Origin of the sequence: Thalassovita mangrovi (assembly GCF_009857745.1) — a bacterium.
GTDB classification, from domain to species: Bacteria; Pseudomonadota; Alphaproteobacteria; order Rhodobacterales; family Rhodobacteraceae; genus Thalassobius; species Thalassobius mangrovi.
In genome coordinates, this window is the sequence record NZ_WWEN01000002.1 from 780,559 (window position 1) to 802,771 (window position 22,213).

At 64.1% G+C, this 22,213-nt stretch carries 23 protein-coding genes; 10 read left to right on the plus strand and 13 right to left on the minus strand.

Going from position 1 to position 22,213, the window contains the following annotated elements; genetic code table 11:
- The first annotated feature begins 85 nt into the window (after positions 1-85).
- Positions 86-2,134, plus strand: coding sequence for a hypothetical protein (locus GR167_RS05545; protein WP_160972430.1), 2,049 nt, complete (start codon positions 86-88; stop codon positions 2,132-2,134).
- Between the two features lie 73 nt (positions 2,135-2,207).
- Here GR167_RS05545 and GR167_RS05550 read toward each other — a convergent pair whose 3' ends face one another.
- Positions 2,208-2,906: an HAD family hydrolase gene (locus GR167_RS05550; RefSeq protein ID WP_160972431.1), complete on the minus strand. Its 699-nt coding sequence runs from the start codon at positions 2,904-2,906 to the stop codon at positions 2,208-2,210.
- Between the two features lie 107 nt (positions 2,907-3,013).
- Between GR167_RS05550 and GR167_RS05555 the strand changes: the two genes are divergently transcribed.
- Positions 3,014-3,469: a MarR family winged helix-turn-helix transcriptional regulator gene (locus GR167_RS05555; RefSeq protein WP_160972432.1), complete on the plus strand. Its 456-nt coding sequence runs from the start codon at positions 3,014-3,016 to the stop codon at positions 3,467-3,469.
- A gap of 19 nt (positions 3,470-3,488) precedes the next feature.
- Here the strand turns inward: GR167_RS05555 and GR167_RS05560 are convergent, their stop codons facing one another.
- A complete protein-coding gene (locus tag GR167_RS05560) occupies positions 3,489-3,767 on the minus strand; it encodes a DUF3572 domain-containing protein (protein ID WP_160972433.1) in 279 nt (92 codons plus the stop codon).
- 191 nt (positions 3,768-3,958) lie between these two features.
- Between GR167_RS05560 and GR167_RS05565 the strand changes: the two genes are divergently transcribed.
- The gene (locus GR167_RS05565) at positions 3,959-5,356 is read left to right on the plus strand and encodes a diguanylate cyclase domain-containing protein (protein ID WP_370741247.1); all 1,398 of its coding nucleotides are present in this window, start codon (positions 3,959-3,961) and stop codon (positions 5,354-5,356) included.
- On the opposite strand, the gene GR167_RS05570 is transcribed toward GR167_RS05565, so the two are convergent.
- The 4 genes from GR167_RS05570 to GR167_RS05585 form a co-directional block, all read right to left on the minus strand.
- Positions 5,337-5,927 (minus strand): periplasmic heavy metal sensor, encoded by a 591-nt coding sequence (locus GR167_RS05570; protein ID WP_235915843.1) that lies wholly within the window; start codon positions 5,925-5,927, stop codon positions 5,337-5,339. The two genes, GR167_RS05565 and GR167_RS05570, sit on opposite strands and share 20 nt — an antisense overlap.
- Positions 5,928-5,931: 4 nt before the next feature.
- A complete protein-coding gene (locus GR167_RS05575) occupies positions 5,932-6,309 on the minus strand; it encodes a hypothetical protein (protein WP_160972435.1) in 378 nt (125 codons plus the stop codon).
- Positions 6,302-6,886, minus strand: a complete 585-nt coding sequence (locus tag GR167_RS05580) for an RNA polymerase sigma factor (RefSeq protein WP_160972436.1) — start codon at positions 6,884-6,886, stop codon at positions 6,302-6,304. Before GR167_RS05580 ends, GR167_RS05575 begins: the two co-directional genes overlap by 8 nt.
- 116 nt (positions 6,887-7,002) lie before the next feature.
- Positions 7,003-7,581, minus strand: coding sequence for an EF-hand domain-containing protein (locus GR167_RS05585; RefSeq protein ID WP_160972437.1), 579 nt, complete (start codon positions 7,579-7,581; stop codon positions 7,003-7,005).
- A gap of 243 nt (positions 7,582-7,824) precedes the next feature.
- Here GR167_RS05585 and GR167_RS05590 point away from each other — a divergent pair, with 243 nt between their 5' ends.
- The gene (locus GR167_RS05590) at positions 7,825-8,214 is read left to right on the plus strand and encodes a DUF983 domain-containing protein (protein ID WP_160972438.1); all 390 of its coding nucleotides are present in this window, start codon (positions 7,825-7,827) and stop codon (positions 8,212-8,214) included.
- Positions 8,215-8,235: 21 nt separating this feature from the next.
- Positions 8,236-8,943 carry an NUDIX hydrolase gene (locus GR167_RS05595; RefSeq protein ID WP_160972439.1) on the plus strand — a complete coding sequence of 236 codons (708 nt, stop codon included), beginning with the start codon at positions 8,236-8,238 and terminating at the stop codon, positions 8,941-8,943.
- Here the strand turns inward: GR167_RS05595 and GR167_RS05600 are convergent.
- The 3 genes from GR167_RS05600 to GR167_RS05610 all read right to left on the minus strand — a co-directional run bounded on the left by GR167_RS05600 (position 8,906) and on the right by GR167_RS05610 (position 11,533).
- Entirely contained in the window at positions 8,906-9,805 is a 900-nt protein-coding gene (locus GR167_RS05600; protein ID WP_160972440.1) for a DMT family transporter, read from the minus strand. The genes GR167_RS05595 and GR167_RS05600 overlap by 38 nt on opposite strands.
- A gap of 113 nt (positions 9,806-9,918) precedes the next feature.
- Positions 9,919-10,791 carry an MBL fold metallo-hydrolase gene (locus GR167_RS05605; RefSeq protein ID WP_160972441.1) on the minus strand — a complete coding sequence of 291 codons (873 nt, stop codon included), beginning with the start codon at positions 10,789-10,791 and terminating at the stop codon, positions 9,919-9,921.
- Positions 10,792-10,888: 97 nt separating this feature from the next.
- Positions 10,889-11,533, minus strand: coding sequence for a peroxiredoxin (locus GR167_RS05610; RefSeq protein ID WP_160972442.1), 645 nt, complete (start codon positions 11,531-11,533; stop codon positions 10,889-10,891).
- Between the two features lie 99 nt (positions 11,534-11,632).
- Here GR167_RS05610 and GR167_RS05615 point away from each other — a divergent pair, with 99 nt between their 5' ends.
- Complete coding sequence (locus tag GR167_RS05615; protein WP_160972443.1) at positions 11,633-12,517, plus strand: hydrogen peroxide-inducible genes activator; 885 nt, start codon at positions 11,633-11,635, stop codon at positions 12,515-12,517.
- A 55-nt stretch (positions 12,518-12,572) separates the two neighbouring features.
- Here GR167_RS05615 and GR167_RS05620 read toward each other — a convergent pair whose 3' ends face one another.
- The gene (locus GR167_RS05620) at positions 12,573-15,032 is read right to left on the minus strand and encodes a GcvT family protein (protein ID WP_160972444.1); all 2,460 of its coding nucleotides are present in this window, start codon (positions 15,030-15,032) and stop codon (positions 12,573-12,575) included.
- 105 nt (positions 15,033-15,137) lie between these two features.
- On the opposite strand from GR167_RS05620, the gene GR167_RS05625 reads away from it, so the two are divergent.
- Positions 15,138-15,782 (plus strand): TetR/AcrR family transcriptional regulator, encoded by a 645-nt coding sequence (locus GR167_RS05625; RefSeq protein WP_160972445.1) that lies wholly within the window; start codon positions 15,138-15,140, stop codon positions 15,780-15,782.
- Between the two features lie 39 nt (positions 15,783-15,821).
- Here GR167_RS05625 and GR167_RS05630 read toward each other — a convergent pair whose 3' ends face one another.
- Positions 15,822-16,868, minus strand: coding sequence for an aldo/keto reductase (locus GR167_RS05630; RefSeq protein WP_160972446.1), 1,047 nt, complete (start codon positions 16,866-16,868; stop codon positions 15,822-15,824).
- An 86-nt stretch (positions 16,869-16,954) separates the two neighbouring features.
- A complete protein-coding gene (locus GR167_RS05635; RefSeq protein WP_160972447.1) occupies positions 16,955-17,383 on the minus strand; it encodes a DsrE family protein in 429 nt (142 codons plus the stop codon).
- A 201-nt stretch (positions 17,384-17,584) separates the two neighbouring features.
- On the opposite strand from GR167_RS05635, the gene metG reads away from it, so the two are divergent.
- The 3 genes from metG (at position 17,585) to GR167_RS05650 (ending at position 21,602) form a co-directional block, all read left to right on the plus strand.
- Complete coding sequence (gene metG, locus GR167_RS05640; RefSeq protein WP_160972448.1) at positions 17,585-19,297, plus strand: methionine--tRNA ligase; 1,713 nt, start codon at positions 17,585-17,587, stop codon at positions 19,295-19,297.
- A gap of 79 nt (positions 19,298-19,376) precedes the next feature.
- The gene (locus tag GR167_RS05645; protein WP_160972449.1) at positions 19,377-19,928 is read left to right on the plus strand and encodes a hypothetical protein; all 552 of its coding nucleotides are present in this window, start codon (positions 19,377-19,379) and stop codon (positions 19,926-19,928) included.
- Between the two features lie 138 nt (positions 19,929-20,066).
- Positions 20,067-21,602 carry an acetolactate synthase large subunit gene (locus GR167_RS05650; RefSeq protein ID WP_160972450.1) on the plus strand — a complete coding sequence of 512 codons (1,536 nt, stop codon included), beginning with the start codon at positions 20,067-20,069 and terminating at the stop codon, positions 21,600-21,602.
- A 57-nt stretch (positions 21,603-21,659) separates the two neighbouring features.
- On the opposite strand, the gene GR167_RS05655 is transcribed toward GR167_RS05650, so the two are convergent.
- Positions 21,660-22,175 carry an alkylphosphonate utilization protein gene (locus GR167_RS05655; protein WP_160972451.1) on the minus strand — a complete coding sequence of 172 codons (516 nt, stop codon included), beginning with the start codon at positions 22,173-22,175 and terminating at the stop codon, positions 21,660-21,662.
- Between the last annotated feature and the right edge of the window lie 38 nt (positions 22,176-22,213).

Here is a 22,213-nt window from a genome sequence, read left to right on the forward strand (position 1 = left end):
TACGCTTAAAAACGCAGATTCGTTCGGCTTTCGGCGGGATACGGATGGTAGTCAGTTAGGCCAGAGGCAAAAAAAGGCGAGTTCAATGGTTTCGAACAGCAAGGTTCTTACGGTTTCCTACGGCACTTTTTCGTGCACCCTGGAAGGATTCGACGATTCCTTCGATACGATGAAGGCGATCGCCGAATATTTCCGCGACCTGGCGGCGGATGACCGCTATTTCGGGGCCGAACCGCCGACCCCCGACGCCGAAATGCTGGCCCGCATTGCCGAACGCGAAATCGAACGCCGGGTGCAGGCGCGCGAGGAACGGGGCGCCATCGTGCTGACCGCCGCGGCCAGCACCACCGCCGCTGCCGAACCTGTCGCCGAACCGGAAGCCGCCGAAGCCGTCGAAACCGCGGCTGAACCGGTCGCCGCCGAACCTGCCGCTGCGCCCGAACCGGTTGCCGAAGAAGTTCAGGCCGAAGAAACTGTTGCCGAAGTCGAAGAAGAAATCGAAGAACCGGAGGCCCCCGTTGCCGAGGCCCCCGTCGAGATCGTTTCGGAACCGGAAACCACCGAGGTCGAGACCGAGGAACCGGTCGCCGAAGACCTGCCTGCCGCAATTGCCGAACCCGTCACTGAAGCGGAAATCGAAACGCCGGAGATCGAAACCCCGGCGGCACCGGCCCCCGACGCTGCTGTCAGTCTGCTCGATGACAGCAGCGTCGCGGCCAAGCTCGAACGCATCCGCGCCGTGGTGTCGCGCGGCAAACCGGCGGACGAAAAGACCTATTACACCGAGGACGAACACGCCGAGGAATACGCCGAGGATTTCCTGGCCGAGACCGTCGACCAGATCGAAGAGGTGATCGAAGCCGACGACCAGGCCGAACTGGAGGCCGAGGAGGCGCAGGAAGAAGACTTCTCCTCGATCATCGCGGCGGTGCAGAAATCCAGGGCGGAACCGGCGCCGGAACTGCCGGAAGAAGCTGAGTACGAGGCGGAAGAAGAAGCGGAACTGGAAGCCGAAGCCGAAGCCGAAGCCGAAGCCGAAGCCGAAGCCGAAGCCGAAGCCGAAGCCGAAGCCGAAGCCGAAGCCGAAGCCGAAGCCGAAGCCGAAGAAGCCATCCTCGCGGCCGAGGAAGAGGTCAAGCCCGCAGCCGAACCGGTGCGCCCGGTCCGTCCGGTGCGCGTGCTGAAGATGAAGCGCGCCGATTTCGAAGCGGCGCTGGAAACCGGTCAGCTGGAAGAGGAACAGGAACCCGAATCCTCGCTCAGCCCGGAGGACGAGGCCGACCTGCTGCGCGAACTGGCAGAGGTCGAAGCCGAATTCGCCGTCGGCCCGGAAGCGGAAGAAGACGCCGACGAGGTCCGCTCGATCTTCGCCGAAGCCGAAGAAGACGAAGAGGACGAAGAAGAACAGCCGGAACCCGCCCGCGCCCAGATGGAAGAACCGGACCTGTCGCGGCTGATGGCCAAGACGCAGTCGGAAATGGACAGCCCCGAAGGCGCCAACCGCCGCAAGGCGATCGCCCATCTGCGCGCCGCCGTCGCAGCGACCCGCGCCGAAACCGAAGCGGGCGGCGGGTTGAAGCAGGGCGACGACAGCGCCGACGCGTTCCGCGACGATCTCAACAGCGTGGTGCGTCCGCATCACCCGGTCCGGTCCAAGGACAGCGCGCCGCGCCCCGAACCGGCCCGCCCGGCGCCGCTGAAGCTGGTGGCGTCGCAGCGGATCGATACGGTGACCGAAAAGGCCACCGAAGCCGCCCCGGCGCGCGCCGTGATGCCGGTAACCCCCCGCCGGGTGCGGCTGAACCGCGACACCGACCGGGCGCCGATGCAGGACAACGCGGGCCAGTACGGCAGCTTCCCCGAATTCGCCGAAGCGAAGGGCGCCGAAACCCTGTCCGACCTGCTGGAAGCGGCGGCGGCCTATCTGTCCTATGTCGAAGGCCACGACCAGTTCTCGCGGCCGCAGTTGATGAACAAGGCGCGCCAGGTCGAGGATCTGAGCTTCAGCCGCGAAGACGGGCTGCGCTCCTTTGGGCAGCTGCTGCGCGAGGGCAAGATCGAAAAGCTGCAGGGCGGCCGTTTTACGGTGTCCGAACAGATCGGGTTCAAGCCCGAAAGCCGCGCCGCCGGCTGATCTCTGCCGCGATCGCCTTGATATGGCCTGCCCCGGTTCAACCGCGGGCGGGCCTTTTCATTTCAGGCTGAAATCAGACCGCGCCGCCGTCCAGCCAGGCCGGGATATGCCCGATATCGGGCAGCACCGCATCGGCCAGCGGCGCCAGCTCCGCCTCGGGCGCCAACCCGGTCAGAACCCCCAGCGTACGCATCCCCGCCCGGCGCCCGGCCAGCAGGTCATGGGTGCTGTCGCCCACCATCACCACGCTTTCCGGCGCCAGCCCGGCATGGCGCGCGAAGGCCAGCAACGGGTCCGGCGCCGGTTTGGCGCCGAAGCCGCTGTCGAATCCGGCGATGAAATCCAACTTGTCCTCGACCCCGGCCTGCGACAGGTGCGCCCGCGCCGAATGTTCGGAATCGTTGGTCATCACCCCCAGGGCCAGGCCGCGCTGCGCCAGCCCGTCCAGGAACGGCGGCAGCGGCACCGCCGGGGCCAGCGGCGCAACCGCGGCGCTTTCCATCAGCACGATTTCCAGCTCGGCCACGCTGCGCCCCGGCAGCACGGTGGCGATGCATTCGGCGGCTTCGCGGTTGGTGCCTGCGATGACCGGGCTGTGCGGCAGGAATTGCTTTGCCGCCAGATCGAAGGCGATACTGTCGGCGATCCGGCCCGCCAGCGCGTCGTCGCCAGCCGACAGATCGGCGATCAGATCGGCCGACCAGACATCCCAGGTGGCCCGGAAATCGAACAGCGTGCCGTCCTTGTCGAACAAGATACCTTCGATCGTCATACCGCCATCCATCCCGGTTCCGTCGCGGCCAAACTGACCCGGCGGGGCATGAATGACAAGCCCGGCTTTGCTTGACTTTCAGCCCCTGTTCTGGCGGGATTCCGGTCATGGAAGAGGATACAGCATATCGCCTGCATCAATCGCTCGGCTATCATCTATCTGTCGCCGCCCGTCAGCAGGAACGGCGGCTGGACGAGGCGCTGAGACGGCTGGGCCTCACCCGTATCAGCTGGTGCATCCTACTGGCAGCGGGCAATGAGGGCTTGAACCAACCCTCTGAAATCGCTGAATTTGTCGGGATCGACCGGACTGCCACATCGCGCGCGCTGCGGGGAATGGAAGCCGACGGGTTGCTGAAACGCGCCAGCGGCACCGAAGACCGCCGCACCCGGCGCGTGGTGCTGACCCCCAAGGGCCGCGACCTGATCGCGAAGGGCAGCGTCCATGCCCGCGAAAATGCGGCGCATATGTCGCAGGTGCTGAGCGGGGAGGAAGAAGCGGAACTGAAGCGGCTGCTGGCCAAGCTGCACGCCGCCGGTGGCGGCCCCCTGCCCGGGCTCTGATCGCCGCCTCAACCCGTGCTCAGGTCCAATGGGGCTGCTGGCCGCCCGGCAGCGCCGCACGCGCCCGCATCAGGCTATCATAGGGCAGGTTCAGCGCCTCGCAGCAGGCGACGATCCAGGCGTCGTCCATCAGCAGGAAATCCAGTACCGATCCCAGGAAATCCGGATCGGCCGCATTGGCCTTCAGGTCATCGACGGACACCCCCGTCGCCCCCATGAAAACCGGCAACAGATCGTCATTTGCGGCAAGCCAGGCCAGCGCCTGCAGGCCGGTCGTTTCGGCGGCACTCTCGTTCAAGGGTCACTTTTTCCGTTATTATAACTAAACTGGAAACGATTTCTTAACCATTCTCACGGCAAAACTAAAGATGATAATAAGCAGACTTTAGGCAGCCATTACAACCGTTTGGCGATGTGACAGCCCCCTAAAGGTCTTGAAAGCGGTAACCCACTGCTCCGCGAACGAGTGGTCCCTGAAGACAGCCAGATATGCCAAGCAAGATCTTGATAGCAGATGGAATGGCAATTGACAGAGCCGTTATGCGTCTCAAGCTGGCATCGGCCTATTACGACGTGGTCCAGGCCAGCAGCGGCGGCGAAGCGCTTGCGATTCTCGACCGCGAAGACCCTGACCTGGTGATGGTGAGCGGGCCGCTTCCCGACATGTCCTGCGAAAGCTTCTGCAAGGTGATCCGGGCCACGGAAACCGGCCGGGACCGGCCGCTGCTGCTGATGCTGCCCCGCGCCGACCGGCCGACGCTGATTTCCGCCCTGCGCTGCGGCGCCGATCAGGTGCTGCCCGCAACCGTCAGCGATCAGTTGCTGTTTTCCCAGCTGCGCGCGCTGATCCGCGGCCAATACAGCAGCGAACAGGCGTTCCTGCGCGACAATTCCAGCCCCGCCTTCGGCTTCGGCGAACCGACGGCGCCGTTCCTGTCCGGGCTGAAGATCGCGATCGTCGCCGACGACCGCAGCCTTGCCCGGCGCTGGCAAAGCGACCTGCACCTGCCCGATCAGTTCCGGCTCAGCAACCACACCCCGCGCAGCCTGATCCGCGACATCGAAACCCAGGGCAACCCCGACATCCTGATGGTCGGCGTCGACGGCCAGACCCCCGATTGCGGCCTGTCGCTGCTGGCGGGGTTCTGCGCCAATACCCGCAAGCGGCGCAGCATGGTGCTGGCGGTGATCACCAATGGCGACGACGCGCTAGCAGCCGAGGCGCTGGACCTTGGTGCGAATGACGTGCTGGTGAACGGGTTCAGCGCCGCCGAAGCCGAGGAAACCATGCTGCGGCTGACCCGGCTGGCGCGGCGCAAACACCTGGCCGACAGCCTGCACAGCACGCTCAGGAAGGGGCTGCGCGACGCGATGATCGACCCGCTGACCGGGCTGTATAACCGGCGCTACGCCTTCCCCTACCTGCAGAAAATGATTGAAGAGGCCGCCACCGGCGCCGCGCCGCTGGCCGTGATGGTGGCGGATCTCGACCACTTCAAGCGGATCAACGACCAGCACGGCCATGTGGCGGGGGATGACATCCTGCGCCGCGTGACCAACCGGATGTCGGCCTGCCTGCCCGCCGGCGCGCTGCTGGCGCGGTTGGGGGGCGAAGAATTCCTGATCGCGATCCCGTCGATGTCGGACAGCGAGGCGCGGCTGACCGCGCGCAGGCTGTGCGATGCGATCGGCGACGTTCCGTTCACCCTGCCCGGGGCGGCTGCGCCGATCCCGGTCACGATCAGTATCGGCCTATCATTGGGCGGCGGTGTGAACGCGCAGCGGCCAGCCAACGCACAGCAGCTTATGGAACAGGCCGACCGGGCGCTGTATCGCGCCAAGTCGGATGGCCGCAATCAGGTGATGTTCAGTCGTCCTGCCGCATGAAATTCCGGTCATGCCCATGGTCCGCCCCGTAGCCGGGGATCTTGCCGCGCGGCAGGCGGCCATGTTCGCCGCCATGCCCGTCATGGAACCGCTTCTGCAGCGCCTGTTCCAGCCGGTCGGCATAGGCGGCACGGTCACCGTCGCTCATCTCGCTCAGGTGCTGCAACAGCAGCTTATGGCCAAGCTCGGCGCGTTTCTGGCCGAATTCCAGCTGCCTACGCAGGATCGCGGAGGCGGCATCGGCATCGAAGGGCTGCGCCCGCAGCGTCGCGACCATCGCATCGAAATCGGCGTTCATATCGCTGCGCGACGGCAGGTCTTCGCGATGCTGGCGGAACATGTCCCGCCCGATCTGGCGCCGTTCCTCGGGCGTCAGCGCGTAGGTATAGACCCCGGCGACCTGATCGCCGCGCACCGGCGGCCCGTCCTTGGCCGGGCCGAAGCGCAGCACGGCGCCGGCCACCACGCCCAGAACCGCCAGGTTCAGCGCCAGCGACACGAAAAGCACGATCCGCAGCCACAGCCGCGGCGATCCATTCTTGACCGGTTTTTCCATTTCCGTTTCGCCCATTGCCTCAGCCTTCCGCCATATCATCGAACTGGAACCCCGGCATCAGGTCCACCAGATAGGTATCCGCGCCGCTGTTGAGATAGGCCTCGGCCGTCGTCGACACCGCCGCGGGCGGGTTCACCCCGATCCACAGCCCGGTCACGCTTGCCGTGGCCAGCCCGGCCACCGCCGGCCAGCCGCCGATCGCCGAAAGCAGCTGGCGCAACAAGCCCCGCGCGGCGCGCTGCGGCCTTGCCTGCGGGGCGGCCTGCGCCGCCAGCCGTTGCTGTTCGGCCAGGGCGTTGTCCAGCACCCGCTGCATCAGGTCCGGGGACGGGTCCGCCGCCTGCCGCCGCGCCGCATCGAAAAAGACGTCCAGATTGTCCAGATCCCGCTCAGTCATCGGAATACCCCAGTTCATCGCGCCGTCCCTTCAGAAGGGCGGACAGCGCCCGTTTCCCACGCGCGGTCAGACTTTCGACCGCTTCGGTGCTGATTTCCATCGCTTCGGCAATCTCGGGATTGCCCAGGCCTTCGATATGGCGCAGCACCACCGCCTGTCGCTGCCGCTCGGGCAGATCGTCGAGAGCGGCGTATAATGCCTTTATACGCGCCGCGTCCTGAATTCCGTCGGCGGCGCTGGCTTTATCGTCTTCGGGTTCGGGAATCGCGTCGATCCCGATGCTGCGCTGACGGCGCAGCCGGTCGGTGCACAGGTTCGCGACCACGCGATAGAGCCAAGTGGTGACCTTGGCCTCGCCCTGGCGCCAGTCCGGCGCGATCTTCCACAACCGCATCATCGCTTCCTGCGCGACATCTTCGGCCTCGGCCCGGTTGTTCAGCATCCGCATCGCCTGCGCGAATGCGCGCGGCGTCAGCCGCAGGTTCAGCGACCGGGCTGCATCCGCATCCCCGTTTGCGAACAGGACGAGCAAAGCCTCGTCATCAACATCGCTGAGTGCATCAAGGGCCATGTTCATCGTCCCGCAGCCGTATCGTTTTCCCCTGTTCCAGGCAATTCAAATTGCCGAAAACAGGCAGGGTCGGGAACAGTGACCCTGCCTGCCAACAGTTTACTCGTTACGAACCCCTGGGATTACTCGCTCGGCTGGCCCTGGCGCATTTTCGGGCCCTGGCCGTCGCAGTCACCGCCGCCACGCTTGAATTCGCCGTGATGGCCGTCGCGCTTGAAATCACCGTGACCGGGGCGGCCCTGATCGTGCCCGCCACGCGGTTGCATCTGGGCGAATTCCTCGGCGCTGATGGCGCCATCCTTATCGGCGTCCATACGCGAGAAGAACATGTCGCCGCGGCCCTGCATGGGCTGCATTTCCTCGGCGCTCAGCATGCCGTCGCCATCGGTATCGCGCTTCTCGATCATCCGGCCCATGCGCTGCTGCATCCGTTCGGCGCGTTCCTGGGTCGCGCGGGCAGCCATTTCCTCGGCGCTCAGCTTGCCGTCGCCATTGGTGTCGGCGGCGTCGAAACGAGCCTTGAAATGGGCCTGGATTTCTTCGGCGGTCACCTTGCCGTCGGCATTGGCGTCGAATTCCTCGAAGGTGACGCGCGGGCCGCGCGGACCTTCGCCGCGATCCTTGCCGAAGGCCGATGCGGTCACGGCGGTGCCCGCCAGTGCGATCGCGGTGATACCGGTGATGATATATGCACGTTTCATTTGTTTACTCTCCAAATTTCAACCACTCTGAAACCAGGTCCTTGCCCGTTTTCTGCAAGCTTCAACGCGCCGGGTCGCAGGTTCCGTCGCACGCTGTCACAAAGGTCACGCAGGCGTGATCTGCGCGTTATTCAGATATTCGAATGTCAAGATTTGCGACATCGGGACGCAACGACAATCCGCACCCTTTCTATTCCACCGCGAATGGCCCAAATTTACGGCTTACGGAAATGCGAGGAAACCATGGCTGATCAAACGCTGGCTGTTCAGGAACGCGAAACCCTGCCCGCCCTGCTGCGCGGCTGGCGCGGCAAATGCCCGAGCTGCGGCAGCGGGCCGATGCTCAAGGGCTATCTGAAGGTGCGCGACCATTGCCCGGTCTGCCGCGAGGAACTGCACCATCACCGCGCCGATGACGGGCCGGCCTACCTGACCATCCTGATCGTCGGCCACCTGATGGCGCCGCTGCTGCTGGTCGTGTTTGAGATGTTCCGCCCCGAGCCGCTGGTGCTGATCGCGATCTTCTCTATTGGCACGGTCGGTTTGTCGCTTTACCTTCTGCCAAGGCTGAAGGGGGCGCTGATCGGGTTCCAATGGGCCCGGCAGATGCACGGGTTCTCGAAATCCGGCTGATCCCCCGCCAGGGGAGGACAAATGACAATCGACAAGACCGCCATTCGCGACGCCGCTACGGTGATCGTTCTGCGCAACCGCACGACCAATCCGCATGTCCTGATGGGGCAGCGCGGGTCGAAGGCCGCGTTCATGCCCAACAAGTTCGTCTTTCCCGGCGGCGCGGTCGATGCCGAGGATGCAGATGTGCCGCTGGCCACGCACTTGCCGCAGGTGTGCCGCGAACGGCTGCTGGAAGACAGCGAACGGGACATGAGCCATGCGCTGGCCGTTGCCGCGATCCGCGAATTGTGGGAAGAAACCGGCCTGGTGCTGGGCCAGAAGGGCGCATGGGACATGCCCCCGCCCGCCGACTGGGCCAGCTTTGCCGCCACCGGGCACCTGCCCTCGGCGCATCCGCTGCAATTCGTGTTCCGCGCCATCACCCCGCCGGGCCGCCCGCGCCGCTTCGACGCGCGGTTCTTCCTGATCGACGCCGATGAGATCGCCAGCGACCTGGACGATTTCAGCGCCGCCTGCGACGAGCTTTCTCATCTGCAATGGATTCCGCTGCCCGAGGTGCGCGAATTCGACCTGCCCTTCATCACCGAGGTGGTTCTGGCCGAGGTCGCCGCGCGCGCCCATGACATGACGCCTCCCGCCAGCGTGCCCTTCTTCAAGAACAACGAGGAAGAAAACCTGTTCCTGCGCCTTAAAGGAAAAGGACCAATGACAGGACGCTCGCACTGATCAGCGCGATCCCGGCGCCTTCGCGCCGGGACAGCTTTTCGCGGAAGAAGAACACCGAAGCGGCGATGGAAAAGATCACCTCGACCTGGCCGACGGCAAAGACGTAGGCGGCGTTCTGCAGCGTGAAGGCTGTGAACCAGCCCAGGCTGCCGCCCAGGCTCGCCAGCCCCATCCAGACCGAAGTACGCCAGGAGCCCACCACCTTGGTCAGCTGCCCCGGTTCGCGCCACATCAGCCAGAGGCTGAGCGCGATCGCCTGCGAGGTGGTGACGAAGGCCAGCGACACCAGCGCCCGCATCAGCGGGTCGTCGCTGCCGACCTGCAAAGTCGCGCCGCGATAGCCCACCGCCGAGACGGCGAAGAACGCCCCCGACAAAAGGCCCAGACCGGCGCCCTTGTTCAGGATGCGGCGGGTCCAGCCGCCTTCCGCCTCGGGCGGTTTGGACAGCACCACAACCCCCACCAGCCCCAGCAGGATCGCCATCAGGCCCTGAAACGACACCCGGTCGCCCAGCACCACGAACCCCACCAGCGCGGTCTGCACCACCTCGGTTTTCTTGAAGGTGATACCGACGGCGAAATTGCGCTGCGCGAACAAGGCCACCACGCACCAGGTCGCCAGGATCTGCGTCAAAGCGCCGGTCAGCGCATAGGCCGGGAACAGCGGCCCCAGGTCGGGCAATCCGGTACCGCGCCAGCCCATGTAGCCCAGGGCCAGCGCCATAACGAAAGGCGCGGAAAACAGGAACCGCGCCAGCGTCGCGCCGCCGGCGGACAGCACCCCCATGCTGAGGAATTTCTGCAGCATGAAGCGCAAAGTCTGAAAGGCTGCGGCGGCGATGGAGATGAGGACCCAGATCATGGGTCCGTCATGACCGATTTCGACCGGCCACGCCAGCCCCGGTGGCACAACTCACCGCGCCACACGCAAAAATGGGCGCGCGCAAGTCAAAGCCTGCGCGCGCCCGAACCGCATCAACGGGAGGAGAAGTAGTTGAGCGGCAGCTTCAGATAGGACCGGCCGTTATCTTCCGCCTCGGGCAGGCGGCCGCCGCGGATATTCACCTGCAGCGCCGCCAGCATCAGCTTGGGCAGCGGCAGGGTGGCGTCGCGGGCATCGCGCACCGCGCGATAGGCCGCTTCGTCCGGCGCGTCGCGGAAGTGGATATTGGCCGCCTTGTGGTCCGCCACGGTCGCCTCGCATAGCGCTTCGCGCCCGCCCGGGGCATAGTCGTGGCCGACGAAAACGCGGGTGTCGTCGGGCAGCGCCAGGATCGCCTGGATGCTGTCGTAAAGCGCCTTGGAACTGCCACCAGGGAAATCGGCGCGACTCGACCCGCTGTCGGGCATCATCAGCGTGTCATGCACGAAGGCCGCGTCGCCCGCGACATAGGTGATCGACGCCATCGTGTGGCCGGGCGAGAACATCACCTTCACCGGCACGTTGCCGACCATGAAGTCTTCGCCATCCGCGAACAGCTTGTCCCACTGGCTGCCATCGGTGGGGAAGGCGCCGGGCAGGTTATAGATGCCCTTCCACAGGTCCTGCACCTTGACCACCTGATCCCCGATCGCGGTGGGCGCGCCCAGTTGCTGCGACAGCCAGGGCGCGGCCGAGAAATGATCGGCATGGGGATGGGTGTCGAGGATCCAGACCACCTCGATCCCGGCGTCGCGGACGTAATCCAGGATGATCTGCGCGTTCGACATGTTGGTGGCGCCGGCCAGCGGGTCGAAATCCATCACCGGGTCGACGATGGCGCCCTTCATCGTGTCGGGATCGTGAAACACGTATTGCCAGCTGCCGGTGGGCTGATCCCAAAAGGATTTGACGATAGGATTGGTCATTTCGGGGCCTCCTGTTTCGAAATTTGCGGCCTTGGTCTTACCAAGCCGGTTTCAGCATCAAAGGGGGGATGGCCCGGTTTGCACCGGGCCGATCCGATCACAGCATGCGGGTCGAGAAGTACCAATCGACCGTTTCATAACCTTCCGAAGCGCGGGCTTCGGCTTCTTCCGGGGTTTTCGGCGTCGGCACGATCACCGGCTGGCCCGGCTTCCAGTTTTCCGGCATCGCGCAGGAATTTTCATCCGCGGTCTGCAGCGCCACCAGCAGGCGGTGGATTTCGTCGACCGACCGGCCCGCGTTCATCGGGTAGTAGACCATCGCGCGCAGCACGCCCTCGGGATCGATGATGAAGGTCGCGCGGACGGCGGCGGTATCCGATGCGCCCGGCTGGATCATGCCATAGGACTGGGCCACTTTCATGTTCAGGTCGGCGATGATCGGGAACTTGATCTCGACGCCGAATTTTTCCTTGATGTTCAGCATCCAGGCGATGTGGCTGTAGTGGCTGTCGATCGACAGGCCGAGCAGTTCGGTGTTCATCGCGGCGAAGTCATCCTGCTTCTTGGCGAAGGCGATGAATTCGGTGGTGCAGACCGGGGTGAAGTCGGCCGGGTGCGAGAACAGGACCAGCCATTTGCCGCGGTAATCTTCCAGCGTTTTCTGGCCGTGAGTGGTGGGGGCGTTGAAAGCCGGAGCCTGTTCGTTGAGCCGGGGCATCTGTGCTTGGGTGGTGTCGGTCATTGTTGTTTTCCTTGTCTGTGCGTTTCGATGATCCATAGATAGGGGATTGAAATTCATTGGTGAAATTGATTAAACAAACTTCAGTTATAGGATTTACCAATGATAACTCTGCGCCATCTCCGCTTCCTCGTCGCCGTCGCCGATGAGCTGAACTTTTCCCGCGCCGCCGAAATGTGCCACGTCACCCAGCCCACGCTCAGCGCCGCACTGAAGGAAATGGAGGACCGGCTGGGCGTGCAATTGGTCGAACGCACCCGCCGCAGCGTGATGATGACCGAAATCGGCGCCGAGATCGCCGAGAGGGGCCGCCGGTTGCTGGTCGGCGCCAAGGAGATCGAGGAATTGGCCGCCGCCCATCTGCGCCCCGACCAGGGCGATCTGCGGCTGGGCACGATCCCCACCGTCGGCCCGTTCCTGCTGCCGCGCGCGCTGCCGCTGATCCGGCGGCAATTCCCGGCGCTGCGGCTGTTCCTGCGCGAGGAACTGACCGAAAGCCTGCTGGACGGGGTCAATAGCGGGCGGCTGGACCTGGCGCTGATCGCCCTGCCCTTCGACATCGGCAACCTGCACCGGATGGAGCTGTTCGACGACGGCTATCAGCTGGCTGCGCCGCCGGAAAACCTCGATCCGGAACCGCTGGAAACCGGCAAGCTGATGCTGCTGGAAAAGGGCCATTGCCTGCAGCGCCACGCGCTCAGGGCCTATCCCGATCGCACGCTGGAACAGGATGAAAGCTTCGCCGCGACCAGCCTGACCACGCTGATTTCGATGGTCAGCGAAGGATTGGGCATTACCCTGTTGCCGAACCTGGCGGTGGCGGCGGGGGTGGTGGGCGCCCAGCAGGTCAAGCTGACCCCGCTGCCCGACGCCTGCCCGCGCGAGGTGGTGCTGGTCTGGCGCAAGACCTCGTCGCGCGCCGCCGTGTTCGAACAGATCGGCGAGCTGCTGAAACAGGCGCAGGCGGAACTGGCAGCGAAGCTGTAAGAAAAACGCCCCGCCTTGGGAAAGGCAGGGCGTTCGCATCATTGCGTTGACCCGATCAGCAGCGGATCCTTTCCATCGCCGGATCGAACAGCGGCTTGAGCGAGGCTATCGCCTTCACCCGCTTGCCCGCCACGCCGATTTCCCAATCGCCGCTATTGACGATCTCGGCCTTCAGTGGCTCGTCCCACTCGGCAAAGCCGATGCCGACCGCGCCGCCCAGCGTATGGCCATAGGCGCCGACCTGGATATGGCCGACCTCCTGGCCGTTCAGATAGATCAGCTCGTTGCCATACATCAGCGGCTCCGGGTCCTGCAGCAGGAATTGCAGCATCCGGTTCTTCGGCACGCCCGCCGCCTTGATTTCGGCCAGCGCGTCGCGGCCGATGAAGCCGCCGGGCTTGTCCAGCTTGACGGCAAAGCCCAGCCCAGCTTCGATCGGGTTGTCGGTATTGTCCACATCGATGCCGAAATCGCGATAGGCCTTTTCCAGCCGCAGCGACGACAGGGTCTGCATGCCTGCGTTGCGGATGCCGAATTCCTGCCCCGCCTCGATCAGCAGGTCGTAAACCTGCACCGCGTACAGGGCCGGCACCTGCAATTCCCAGCCCAATTCGCCGACATAGGTGACACGCAGCGCGAAGACGTTGAAGAAGCCCACGTCGATGTTCCGGCCGGTCATGAAGGGGAAGGCTTCGTTCGACAGATCGGCGTCGGAAACCTTCTGCATCAGGTCGCGCGCCTTGGGGCCGTGGATGTTGATCTGGGTGATGCCCGGCGTCACGTCGGTGATGGTGACGAATTCGCCCTCGCCGATATGGCGGCGCATCCAGGTTTCGGTATGGCCGTGGGAATTTTCGCCCACCACCACCATGAACTTGTCCCTCTCCAGCCGGGTCACGGTCAGGTCGGCCTCGAACCCGCCGACCTCGTTCACCCATGCGGTATAGACCAGACGCCCAGGTTCCACGTCCACCTCGTTGCAGCTCACCCGGCTCAGCAGCGCGCAGGCATCACGCCCCTGGACAAGGAATTTCGACATCGAGGACATGTCCATGATGATCACACCCTCGCGCGCGGCGCGGTGTTCTTCGGCGTGCCAGTCGAACCAGTTCTGCCGGCCCCAGCTGTAACGCTCGATCTTCGCCTGTTCCGGCGTCGGCGCGAACCAGTCGGGCAGTTCCCAACCGTGGCTTTCGCTGAAATAGGCCCCGGCATCCTTCAGCCGGTCGTAAAGCGCCGATTGCTTCAGCCCGCGCGCGGTCTTGAAGCTTTCGTTGGGGTAATGCGCGCCGAAGCTTTTCGCCAGCAATTCGGGCGTGCGGGCGCGGCGGAAGGCCGGGGTGTTGTGGCTGCCATCGGCAAAGCGTTCGACGTTGAAGGCGGTGTGATCGACCGGGCAATGCCCCTCGACGATCCAATGGGCCAGCGCCATGCCGATGCCCGGCCCGTTCAGGATGCCCAGCGAATTCAGCCCCGCCGCGACCCAGCAATTGCCCAGCTCCGGCGCGGGCCCCACCAGCGGCGCCAGGTCGGGGGTGAAGCTTTCCGGCCCGCAGAAGAATTTGCGGATGCCAGCCTCGGCCGCCTGCGGCACCCGTTCGAAGGCGCGTTCCAGATGCGGCGCCATCCGGTCCCAATCGGGATCGATTTCGCCGAAGGTGAAGTTTTCCGGGATATGATCGATATTCCACGGTGCGGCGTCGGGTTCGAACAGCCCCACCAGCAGCCCGCCGACTTCCTCGCGGTAATAGGCCCAGCTATGCGGATCCTCGACCAGCGGCAGGTCGCGGCTGATGCCCTCCATCGGTTCGGTGATCAGGTAATAGTGTTCGGCGGCCTGCAGCGGCAGGTTCAGCCCGGCCCTGGCGCCGATCTGGCGCGACCACATGCCGGCGGCGATCACCACGTTTTCGGCCATGATGTCGCCCTTGTCGGTACGCACGCCCACAGCCTTGCCATCGCGGGTGATGATCTCGCTCACGCTGGTGTCTTCGAAGATCTTCGCCCCGCGCGACCGCGCGCCACGGGCCAGCGCCATGGTGGTGTCGACCGGATTGGTGCGGCCTTCCTTCGGATACCAGAAGGCCGTGATCGTGTTGGAAAAGTCACCGATGGGGAAGCGTTCGGCGGCCTCGGCCGGGGTGATTTCATGCACCTCGATGCCGAAGCGGCGCATGAAGGCAGTGCCGCGGCGCATTTCCTCGACCCGCTCGGGCGTGTCGGCGGGCTGGATATAGCCCACTTCGCGCCAGCCGGTGGCCTGCCCCGTTTCGTCCTCGAGCCCCGCGATCAGGTTGCGGCCATAGGTGTAAAGCTCGCATTCCCATTCGCTGCCCAGGACCGCCGGCACGATTTCCCCGGCGGCGTGCCAGGTGGTGCCCGAAGTAAGCTTGTCGCGCTCCAGCACGACGACATCACTCATCCCCAGCTTGGTCAGGTGATAGGCGATGTTACAGCCGATCGATCCGCCGCCGATGATGACGGTCTGGGCGTGGCTGGGCAGTGCGGTGGTCATGGGGCTTCTCCGGGCAGGGAATCGGTGTTTGATCAAAATTCTACGATTGACCCGGCCCCCAAATCAATCCATTGATTGAATGAGCATTCAGTGAAATTCCCGGAAATGACCGCAACCACCCGTAAATCGGACAAGGAAAAGAAACCGCGCACCGCGCCGGCGGAAGTGCGACGGGCGCAGCTGATCGACGCCACCATCACCTGTATCAGCAAATACGGCATTTCCGGCACCACCCTGACCGGCGTCACCAAGGAAGCCGGGCTGTCGCTGGGGCTGGTCAATTTCCACTTCAAGAGCAAGGACGCCCTGCTGACCGAAACGCTGAACACGCTGGCCGCCGAACATCGCGACCTGTGGATGAAGGCGATTGAGCGCGACGACCTTGGCGCGGCGGACAAATTGACGGCGATCGTCGAGGCGCAATTCCACCCGCGCATCTGCAGCCGCAAGAAACTGGCAGTCTGGTTCGCCTTTTTCGGCGAGGCCGGGCACCGCAAATCCTATCGCGAACATTCATCCCGGTTCGATATAGAACGGCAGGAAATCTGCGCGGGCCTGTGCCGCCAGATCATCGTGGAGGGCGCTTATACCGGCCCCGATCCCGAAGGGATTTCAATGACGATGGAAGCCATGTTCGACGGGTTCTGGCTGAATATGCTGATGTACCCGGCGACCTTCACCGGCAAGGCCGCCGTGGCACAGGTACGGACCTATCTGGCAACGCTGTTTCCCGGCCATTTCAACGTCTGAGGCCGGGGTCAGCGGGGGCGCACGCCCCCGCCCATCCGATCAATAGGGCATCGGGTGACGCTTGTGCACCGTGTCCAGTTCTTCCATCAAGGCGTCGCTCAGCACCACATCGTCGCCGTCGAGGATATGTTCCAGCTGCGCCAGCGACGAGGCCCCGAAGATAACCGAGGTCATGAAGGGCCGCTGCCGCGCCCAGGCGATCGCCATGTGAATCGGATCGATCCCGTGTTCGGCGGCCACTTTCAGATAGGCATCGACCGCGTCGAACACCCGTTCGGTCTTGCGCCCGCCCAGTTCCGGCACCACCGACATGCGCGATCCCGCAGGCACCGCGCCGTTCTGGTACTTGCCGGTCAGAAGCCCCGCCGCCAGCGGCGAAAAGGCGATCAGCCCAACATCTTCATTCGCGTTCACCTCCGCCAGGTCGGTGTCATACAGACGGCACAGCAGCGAATATTCGTTCTGGATGGTGACCGGGCGCGGCCCGCCGGTGCGTTCGGCGGTCTGGCACCACATGGTGGTGCCCCAGGCGCTTTCATTGGACAGGCCGAAGTAGCGGATATTGCCCTTGTCGACCTGTTTCTGCAGCGCTTCCAAGGCGTCTTCCATATGGGCGATGGTGTCGGCGCGGTTCTGCCCCGACGCATCGAAGCGCCAGTTTCTGCGGAACATGTAGGAGCCGCGATTGGGCCAGTGGAACTGGTAGATATCGATGCAATCGGTCTTCAGCCGCTTGAGCGATCCCTCGATCGCCTCGGGGATGGTCTGCGCAGAGATCGGCGCGCCGTCGCGGGCATGCTGCATGCCCTCGCCCGAATGCTTGGTGGCCAGGATGAAATCACCCCGCCGCCCCGGATTGGCCGCGATCCATTTACCGATATATTCCTCGGTCCGGCCCACGGTTTCCTTGGACACCGGGTTGACCGGGTACATTTCAGCGGTGTCGATGAAATCGATCCCGCGCTCCAGCGCCAGGTCGATCTGGGCATGGGCGTCGGCGATGTCGGTCTGGGTGCCGAAGGTCATCGTGCCGAGGCACAGGTCGGTGACCGTCAGCCCGGTGCGGCCCAGCGGTTTCTGTTGCATGTGACTGCTCCCTCATGTCGCGCATTCGGGGGCAAAATACCCCGCCCGGCGCAAAAGGCCAGACGGGGCAAAACGTTTCGCCGCGCTTACGGACGCACGTAGGAGTAGCCTTCCTCCTGCAGCTGGACCAGCCGCACCACGCCCGAGGGCACCACCGAAGCTTCGCTCATCAGCGGGACATCCTTGCCCAGCTTCTGGCTCATCTTGCGCAGGGTGTTGCCGCAAGCGGAGAACTTCAGATGTTCGTTTTCGAGCGACATCGCCTTGACGCGGTCGGCCACCGGGCTTTTGCCCTCGACGAACATGACAAGGCCCGGGCCATAGGCGACAAGCTCGATTTCGACCTGTTCGCCCTGTTCGTCGTAATAGGACTTCACGTTCTGCACGTTGTTCAGCGCCATGTTCAGCGCCGCCGGATCGCCGCTGTTCACATGCACGGCGATCTTGTGCGCCGCACCGGCCAGCGCGGCGATCGGAGTGAGGGCCAGCACGGCCGCCAATACCAGTTTTTTCATTGTTGTTTCCTCCCGTTTATCTTCGCAGATGCGACAATATTACCCGAAAAGTTTCGAATATGTGCATCTAAAATTTGCATCCCCCGACGAATTCCGCCCACGTCCTGCCGAACCGCCCGTCAGGAAATGCCCACCGCGGCGCTGGAACACGGGTTCGCCATGCGCTAAAGGGGTCGGGAAACGCAGCAAGGGCATGGGTAAATGGCACGGCATCTGATCACCTCGGCGATCCCTTACATCAACGGGATCAAGCATCTGGGCAACCTTGTGGGCAGCCAGCTTCCGGCGGATCTGTTCGCGCGCTACCAGCGGGCGCGCGGCAACGAGGTGATGTTCCTCTGCGCCACCGACGAACACGGCACCCCCGCCGAACTCGCCGCCGCCAAGGCCGGGCAGCCGGTGGCCGATTACTGCGCCGAGATGCACCTGGTGCAGGCGCAAATCGCCGAAGGATTCGGGCTGAGTTTCGATCATTTCGGCCGCTCGTCGAGCGAGGAAAACAAGAAGCTGACCCAGCATTTCGCCGCCAAGCTGGCCGAGAACGGGCTGATCCGCGAAGTCACCGAAAAGCAGATGTATTCCAAGGCCGACGGCCGCTTCCTTCCCGACCGCTATATCGAAGGCACCTGCCCCAATTGCGGTTTTGAATCGGCCCGCGGCGACCAGTGCGACAACTGCACCAAGCAATTGGACCCGATCGACCTGATCAACCCGCATTCGACCATTTCGGGATCGACCGATCTGGAAATGCGCGAAACCAAGCATCTGTACCTGTGCCAGAGCAAGATGAAGGATCAGCTGGAAGCCTGGATCGATTCCAAGACCGACTGGCCGGTGCTGACCACCTCGATCGCCAAGAAATGGCTGAACGACGGCGACGGGTTGCAGGATCGCGGCATCACCCGCGATCTGGACTGGGGCGTTCCGGTCAAGAAGGGCGACGAGGACTGGCCCGGCATGGAAGGCAAGGTGTTCTACGTCTGGTTCGACGCGCCGATCGAATATATCGCCTGTTCGCAGGAATGGGTTCATGCCGGCAAGGGCAACGACTGGGAACGCTGGTGGCGCACCGACAAGGGCGCCGACGACGTGACCTATACCCAGTTCATGGGCAAGGACAACGTGCCGTTCCATACGCTCAGCTTCCCCTCCACCATCCTCGGCTCGGGCGAGCCGTGGAAGCTGGTGGATTACATCAAGTCGTTCAACTACCTGAACTATGACGGCGGCCAGTTCAGCACCTCGCGCGGGCGCGGCGTGTTCATGGATCAGGCGCTGGAAATCCTTCCGGCAGATTACTGGCGCTGGTGGCTGCTGTCGCACGCGCCGGAAAGCTCGGACGCGGAATTCACCTGGGAAAACTTCCAGGCCTCGGTGAACAAGGACCTGGCCGACGTACTGGGCAACTTCGTCAGCCGGATCACCAAGTTCTGCCGTTCGAAATTCGGCGAAGCGGTGCCGGAAGGCGGCGTTTACGGCGCACAGGAAGAGGCGCTGATCGCCGACCTGACCGGCAAGATCCGCGCTTACGAGCAGTTCATGGAGGACAAGGAAGTCCGCAAGGCGGCGCAAGAACTGCGCGCGATCTGGGTGGCGGGCAACGAATACCTGCAATCGGCCGCGCCCTGGTCCACCTTCAAGGAAGACCCCGAACAGGCCGCCGCGCAGGTGCGCCTTGGCCTGAACCTGATCCGGCTTTACGCGGTGCTGTCGGCGCCGTTCATCCCGGGCACCTCGGCGACGATGCTGGCGGCGATGAACACCCAGGACGACAGCTGGCCCAACGACGTGCCCGCGGCGCTGGCCGCCCTGTCCGCCGGTCACGGCTTCACCGTGCCCGACGTGTTGTTCGGCAAGATCACCGACGAGCAGCGCGAAGACTGGCAACAACGCTTCGCCGGCACCCGCGACTGAGCAAAGCCCGCCAATTGGCGGGCTTTCTTTTTATTAAACAATTTTCTATTCGCACCAGCCACGCATTTCGGAGGCACACATGTCAGACCTGCTATCCCTGATAGAGACGCTTCAGTCGAATTACGTCAGGGAATTTGAAGCCGCCTATTACCAGCAGCTGGACCTCAACGAAGCAGTCTTCCCCGAAATTGCGGTGGAGATGTCGGGAGGCACGTATAAAAAGCTGTTTGTAATAGACTTGGTGGCCCGCAACGGCGCAAAGCAGGCGGCGGTCGAAATCCTGCCGACGACCAAGGCGTACGACGGCGGTATCGCAACCAATTATCGCTCCATCTCCTTCGTGATCGGCCAGGCGACATGGGACAACATTTCGATCACTCTTGAGCCAGCCAAGAATAACCTTGTCGGCTTCGAAGCATGGTTCGACAAGTGGATGGACCTCGACGGGAAGCGCCGCGAGGAAGGAAGCCCGACCTCAAACATCATCCATTCGGTCAGTTTCCACGAAGACCAGATGGAGATCGACTTTGGCACAACGTCCACGGCAGCTTTCGTGGAATTGGTGGACCTCTTTTCAAAAAATGGGATTGAGAAGGTTCGAATCGAAAGCACCAGAAAACGGCCGCAATAACATCGAAAACCCGGGCCGAGGTCAGTCACGCTTCAGCTCCACTGACAGATGAATACCACCCGCGAGGTAAACCACGCTGCCCCTTGGCCCCGGCCCGGAAACATGCAAACTCCCCCGGAAACGAGAGGGAGTTTTTTCATGAACGGCGCAGAAAGCCTTGTGCAGTCGCTTCTGGCGGCGGGAATCGATACCTGTTTCGCCAACCCCGGCACCAGCGAGATGCATTTCGTGTCCGCCCTTGACCGCCATCCCGGCATGCGCTGCGTGCTGGGCCTGTTCGAGGGCGTGGTGACCGGCGCCGCCGACGGCTATGGCCGGATGATGGACAAGCCCGCCGTCACCCTGATGCATTGCGGCCCGGGCCTGACCAACGGCATGGCCAACCTGCACAACGCGCGCCGCGCCAATACGCCGGTGCTGAACCTGATCGGCGATCAGGCGACCTCCATCGTGCACATGGACCCGCCGCTGGCCGCCGATACCGAGGCGCTGGCGCGCACCCTGTCGGTCTGGACCCGCCGGTCGGTCGATCCCGCCCGCGCCGCCGCCGACGCGATGGAAGGCGTCCGCGCCAGCATGGAAGCCCCGGGCGTCGCCAGCCTGATCCTGCCTTCCGACACCGCCTGGACCGAGGGCGGACAGATCGCCGCCTATCTGCCCCCCGCGCCGCCCACCGGCCCGACCGGGCTGGCGGTGGACCGCGCGGCAGCGATGCTCATGAACGGCAAGAAAACCGTGCTGCTGCTGTCCAACCGCGCCCTGCGCGAGGCGCCGCTGAAAATCGCCGGACGCATCGCGCACAAGACCGGCGCGCGGCTGATGACCCTGTCGCAGATCCCGCGCCTGCAAGCCGGGCTGGGCCGGGTGCCGATTGAACGCATCCCCTATAACGTCGACCTGTCGATCAAGGCGCTGGAAGGGGTGGAACAGATCATCCAGATCGGCGCGCGCGAACCGGTCAATTTCTTCGCCTATCCGGGCAAACCCAACGTGCCGATGCCCGAGGGCTGCACCTGCCACATGGTCACCCGCCCGGATCAGGATCACATGGCCGCGTTGGAGGCGATTGCCGACGCGGTGAAGGCGACCGAAGACGCGCCGCTGCCTTCCGCCCCCGATCACGGCAGCCTGACCGGCGCGATCAGCCCCGAATCCCTGGGCGCCGCGATCAACCAGAACCTGCCCGACAACGCGATCATCGTGGATGAAAGCGTGAGCTACGGCCGCGCCTTGCTGCCGTCCTTCACCACCGCCAAGCCGCATGATTACCTGCACCTGAACGGCGGCTCCATCGGCCTGGGCATCCCGATGGCCACCGGCGCAGCCGTCGCCGCGCCGGGCCGCCGTGTGGTGGCTTTGCAGGCCGACGGATCGGCGCTTTACACTCTGCAGGGGCTGTGGACACAGGCGCGTGAGGGGCTGGACGTCACCACCGTGATCCTGTCGAACCGCCGTTACGCGATCCTACAGGGCGAAATGACCGCTGTGGGCGCGAACCTTGGCCCGGCGGCGCAGGAGCTGTTCAACCTCGACCGCCCCGCCACCGACTGGCAGGCCATCGCCAAGGGCTTCGGCATCCCGGCGACGCAGGCTTCGGATATGGAAAGCTTCGTCGACCAGCTCAACCGCGCCAACGCGACGCCGGGGCCGCAGCTGATCGAGCTGATGATCTGACAAAAAGAAAGCCCGCCGGACCGGCGGGCTTTTCGTTTCTCGGTATGTGTGCCTTGATCAGCTCTTTTTCACGAACTGGGTCAGGATCACGATCCGCTGGCCTTCGACCCGGCCTTCGATCTGGCCTTCATTGTCGGGCACCAGGGAAATGTTGCGCACCGCGGTGCCGCGCTTGGCGGTGAAGCCCGCGCCCTTGACCGGCAGGTCCTTGATCAGGACAACGCTGTCGCCCTGCGACAGGACCGCGCCGTTGCTGTCGCGGTGGATGATTTCGGGTTCGGTGGACAGGCCCGCCTCGGCCCATTCCATCACCTCGGGTTCCAGATAGGCGATGTCCAGAAGGTCGCGCGCCCAGCCCGCGTCGATCTTGTGCAGCATCCGCCAGGCCAGCACTTGAACCGCCGGTTCGGTCGACCAGATCGCGTCGTTCAGGCATTTCCAGTGCGGCGCGTCCTCGGCGCCGTTCTGAACGCCGTCGGCGCAGGTGGCGCAAAGCAGCACGGTATCGTCGCGCGGGGCGACCTGAAAGGGCGTCGCATCGGCGGCGCCGCAGAAGGCACAAATTTCGGACATCGGGATTTCCTTTCGCTAGTGCCCCGCTTATCGGCCCC

Coding starts and splice junctions, on each gene's coding strand:
- GR167_RS05545 (WP_160972430.1), top strand. CDS start 86: ATGGTTTCGAACAGCAAGGTTCTTACGGTTTCCTACGGCACTTTTTCG.
- GR167_RS05550 (WP_160972431.1), bottom strand. CDS start 2,906: ATGACGATCGAAGGTATCTTGTTCGACAAGGACGGCACGCTGTTCGAT.
- GR167_RS05555 (WP_160972432.1), top strand. CDS start 3,014: ATGGAAGAGGATACAGCATATCGCCTGCATCAATCGCTCGGCTATCAT.
- GR167_RS05565 (WP_370741247.1), top strand. CDS start 3,959: ATGCCAAGCAAGATCTTGATAGCAGATGGAATGGCAATTGACAGAGCC.
- GR167_RS05570 (WP_235915843.1), bottom strand. CDS start 5,927: ATGGGCGAAACGGAAATGGAAAAACCGGTCAAGAATGGATCGCCGCGG.
- GR167_RS05575 (WP_160972435.1), bottom strand. CDS start 6,309: ATGACTGAGCGGGATCTGGACAATCTGGACGTCTTTTTCGATGCGGCG.
- GR167_RS05580 (WP_160972436.1), bottom strand. CDS start 6,886: ATGAACATGGCCCTTGATGCACTCAGCGATGTTGATGACGAGGCTTTG.
- GR167_RS05585 (WP_160972437.1), bottom strand. CDS start 7,581: ATGAAACGTGCATATATCATCACCGGTATCACCGCGATCGCACTGGCG.
- GR167_RS05590 (WP_160972438.1), top strand. CDS start 7,825: ATGGCTGATCAAACGCTGGCTGTTCAGGAACGCGAAACCCTGCCCGCC.
- GR167_RS05595 (WP_160972439.1), top strand. CDS start 8,236: ATGACAATCGACAAGACCGCCATTCGCGACGCCGCTACGGTGATCGTT.
- GR167_RS05600 (WP_160972440.1), bottom strand. CDS start 9,805: ATGATCTGGGTCCTCATCTCCATCGCCGCCGCAGCCTTTCAGACTTTG.
- GR167_RS05605 (WP_160972441.1), bottom strand. CDS start 10,791: ATGACCAATCCTATCGTCAAATCCTTTTGGGATCAGCCCACCGGCAGC.
- GR167_RS05610 (WP_160972442.1), bottom strand. CDS start 11,533: ATGACCGACACCACCCAAGCACAGATGCCCCGGCTCAACGAACAGGCT.
- GR167_RS05615 (WP_160972443.1), top strand. CDS start 11,633: ATGATAACTCTGCGCCATCTCCGCTTCCTCGTCGCCGTCGCCGATGAG.
- GR167_RS05620 (WP_160972444.1), bottom strand. CDS start 15,032: ATGACCACCGCACTGCCCAGCCACGCCCAGACCGTCATCATCGGCGGC.
- GR167_RS05625 (WP_160972445.1), top strand. CDS start 15,138: ATGACCGCAACCACCCGTAAATCGGACAAGGAAAAGAAACCGCGCACC.
- GR167_RS05630 (WP_160972446.1), bottom strand. CDS start 16,868: ATGCAACAGAAACCGCTGGGCCGCACCGGGCTGACGGTCACCGACCTG.
- GR167_RS05635 (WP_160972447.1), bottom strand. CDS start 17,383: ATGAAAAAACTGGTATTGGCGGCCGTGCTGGCCCTCACTCCGATCGCC.
- metG (WP_160972448.1), top strand. CDS start 17,585: ATGGCACGGCATCTGATCACCTCGGCGATCCCTTACATCAACGGGATC.
- GR167_RS05645 (WP_160972449.1), top strand. CDS start 19,377: ATGTCAGACCTGCTATCCCTGATAGAGACGCTTCAGTCGAATTACGTC.
- GR167_RS05650 (WP_160972450.1), top strand. CDS start 20,067: ATGAACGGCGCAGAAAGCCTTGTGCAGTCGCTTCTGGCGGCGGGAATC.
- GR167_RS05655 (WP_160972451.1), bottom strand. CDS start 22,175: ATGTCCGAAATTTGTGCCTTCTGCGGCGCCGCCGATGCGACGCCCTTT.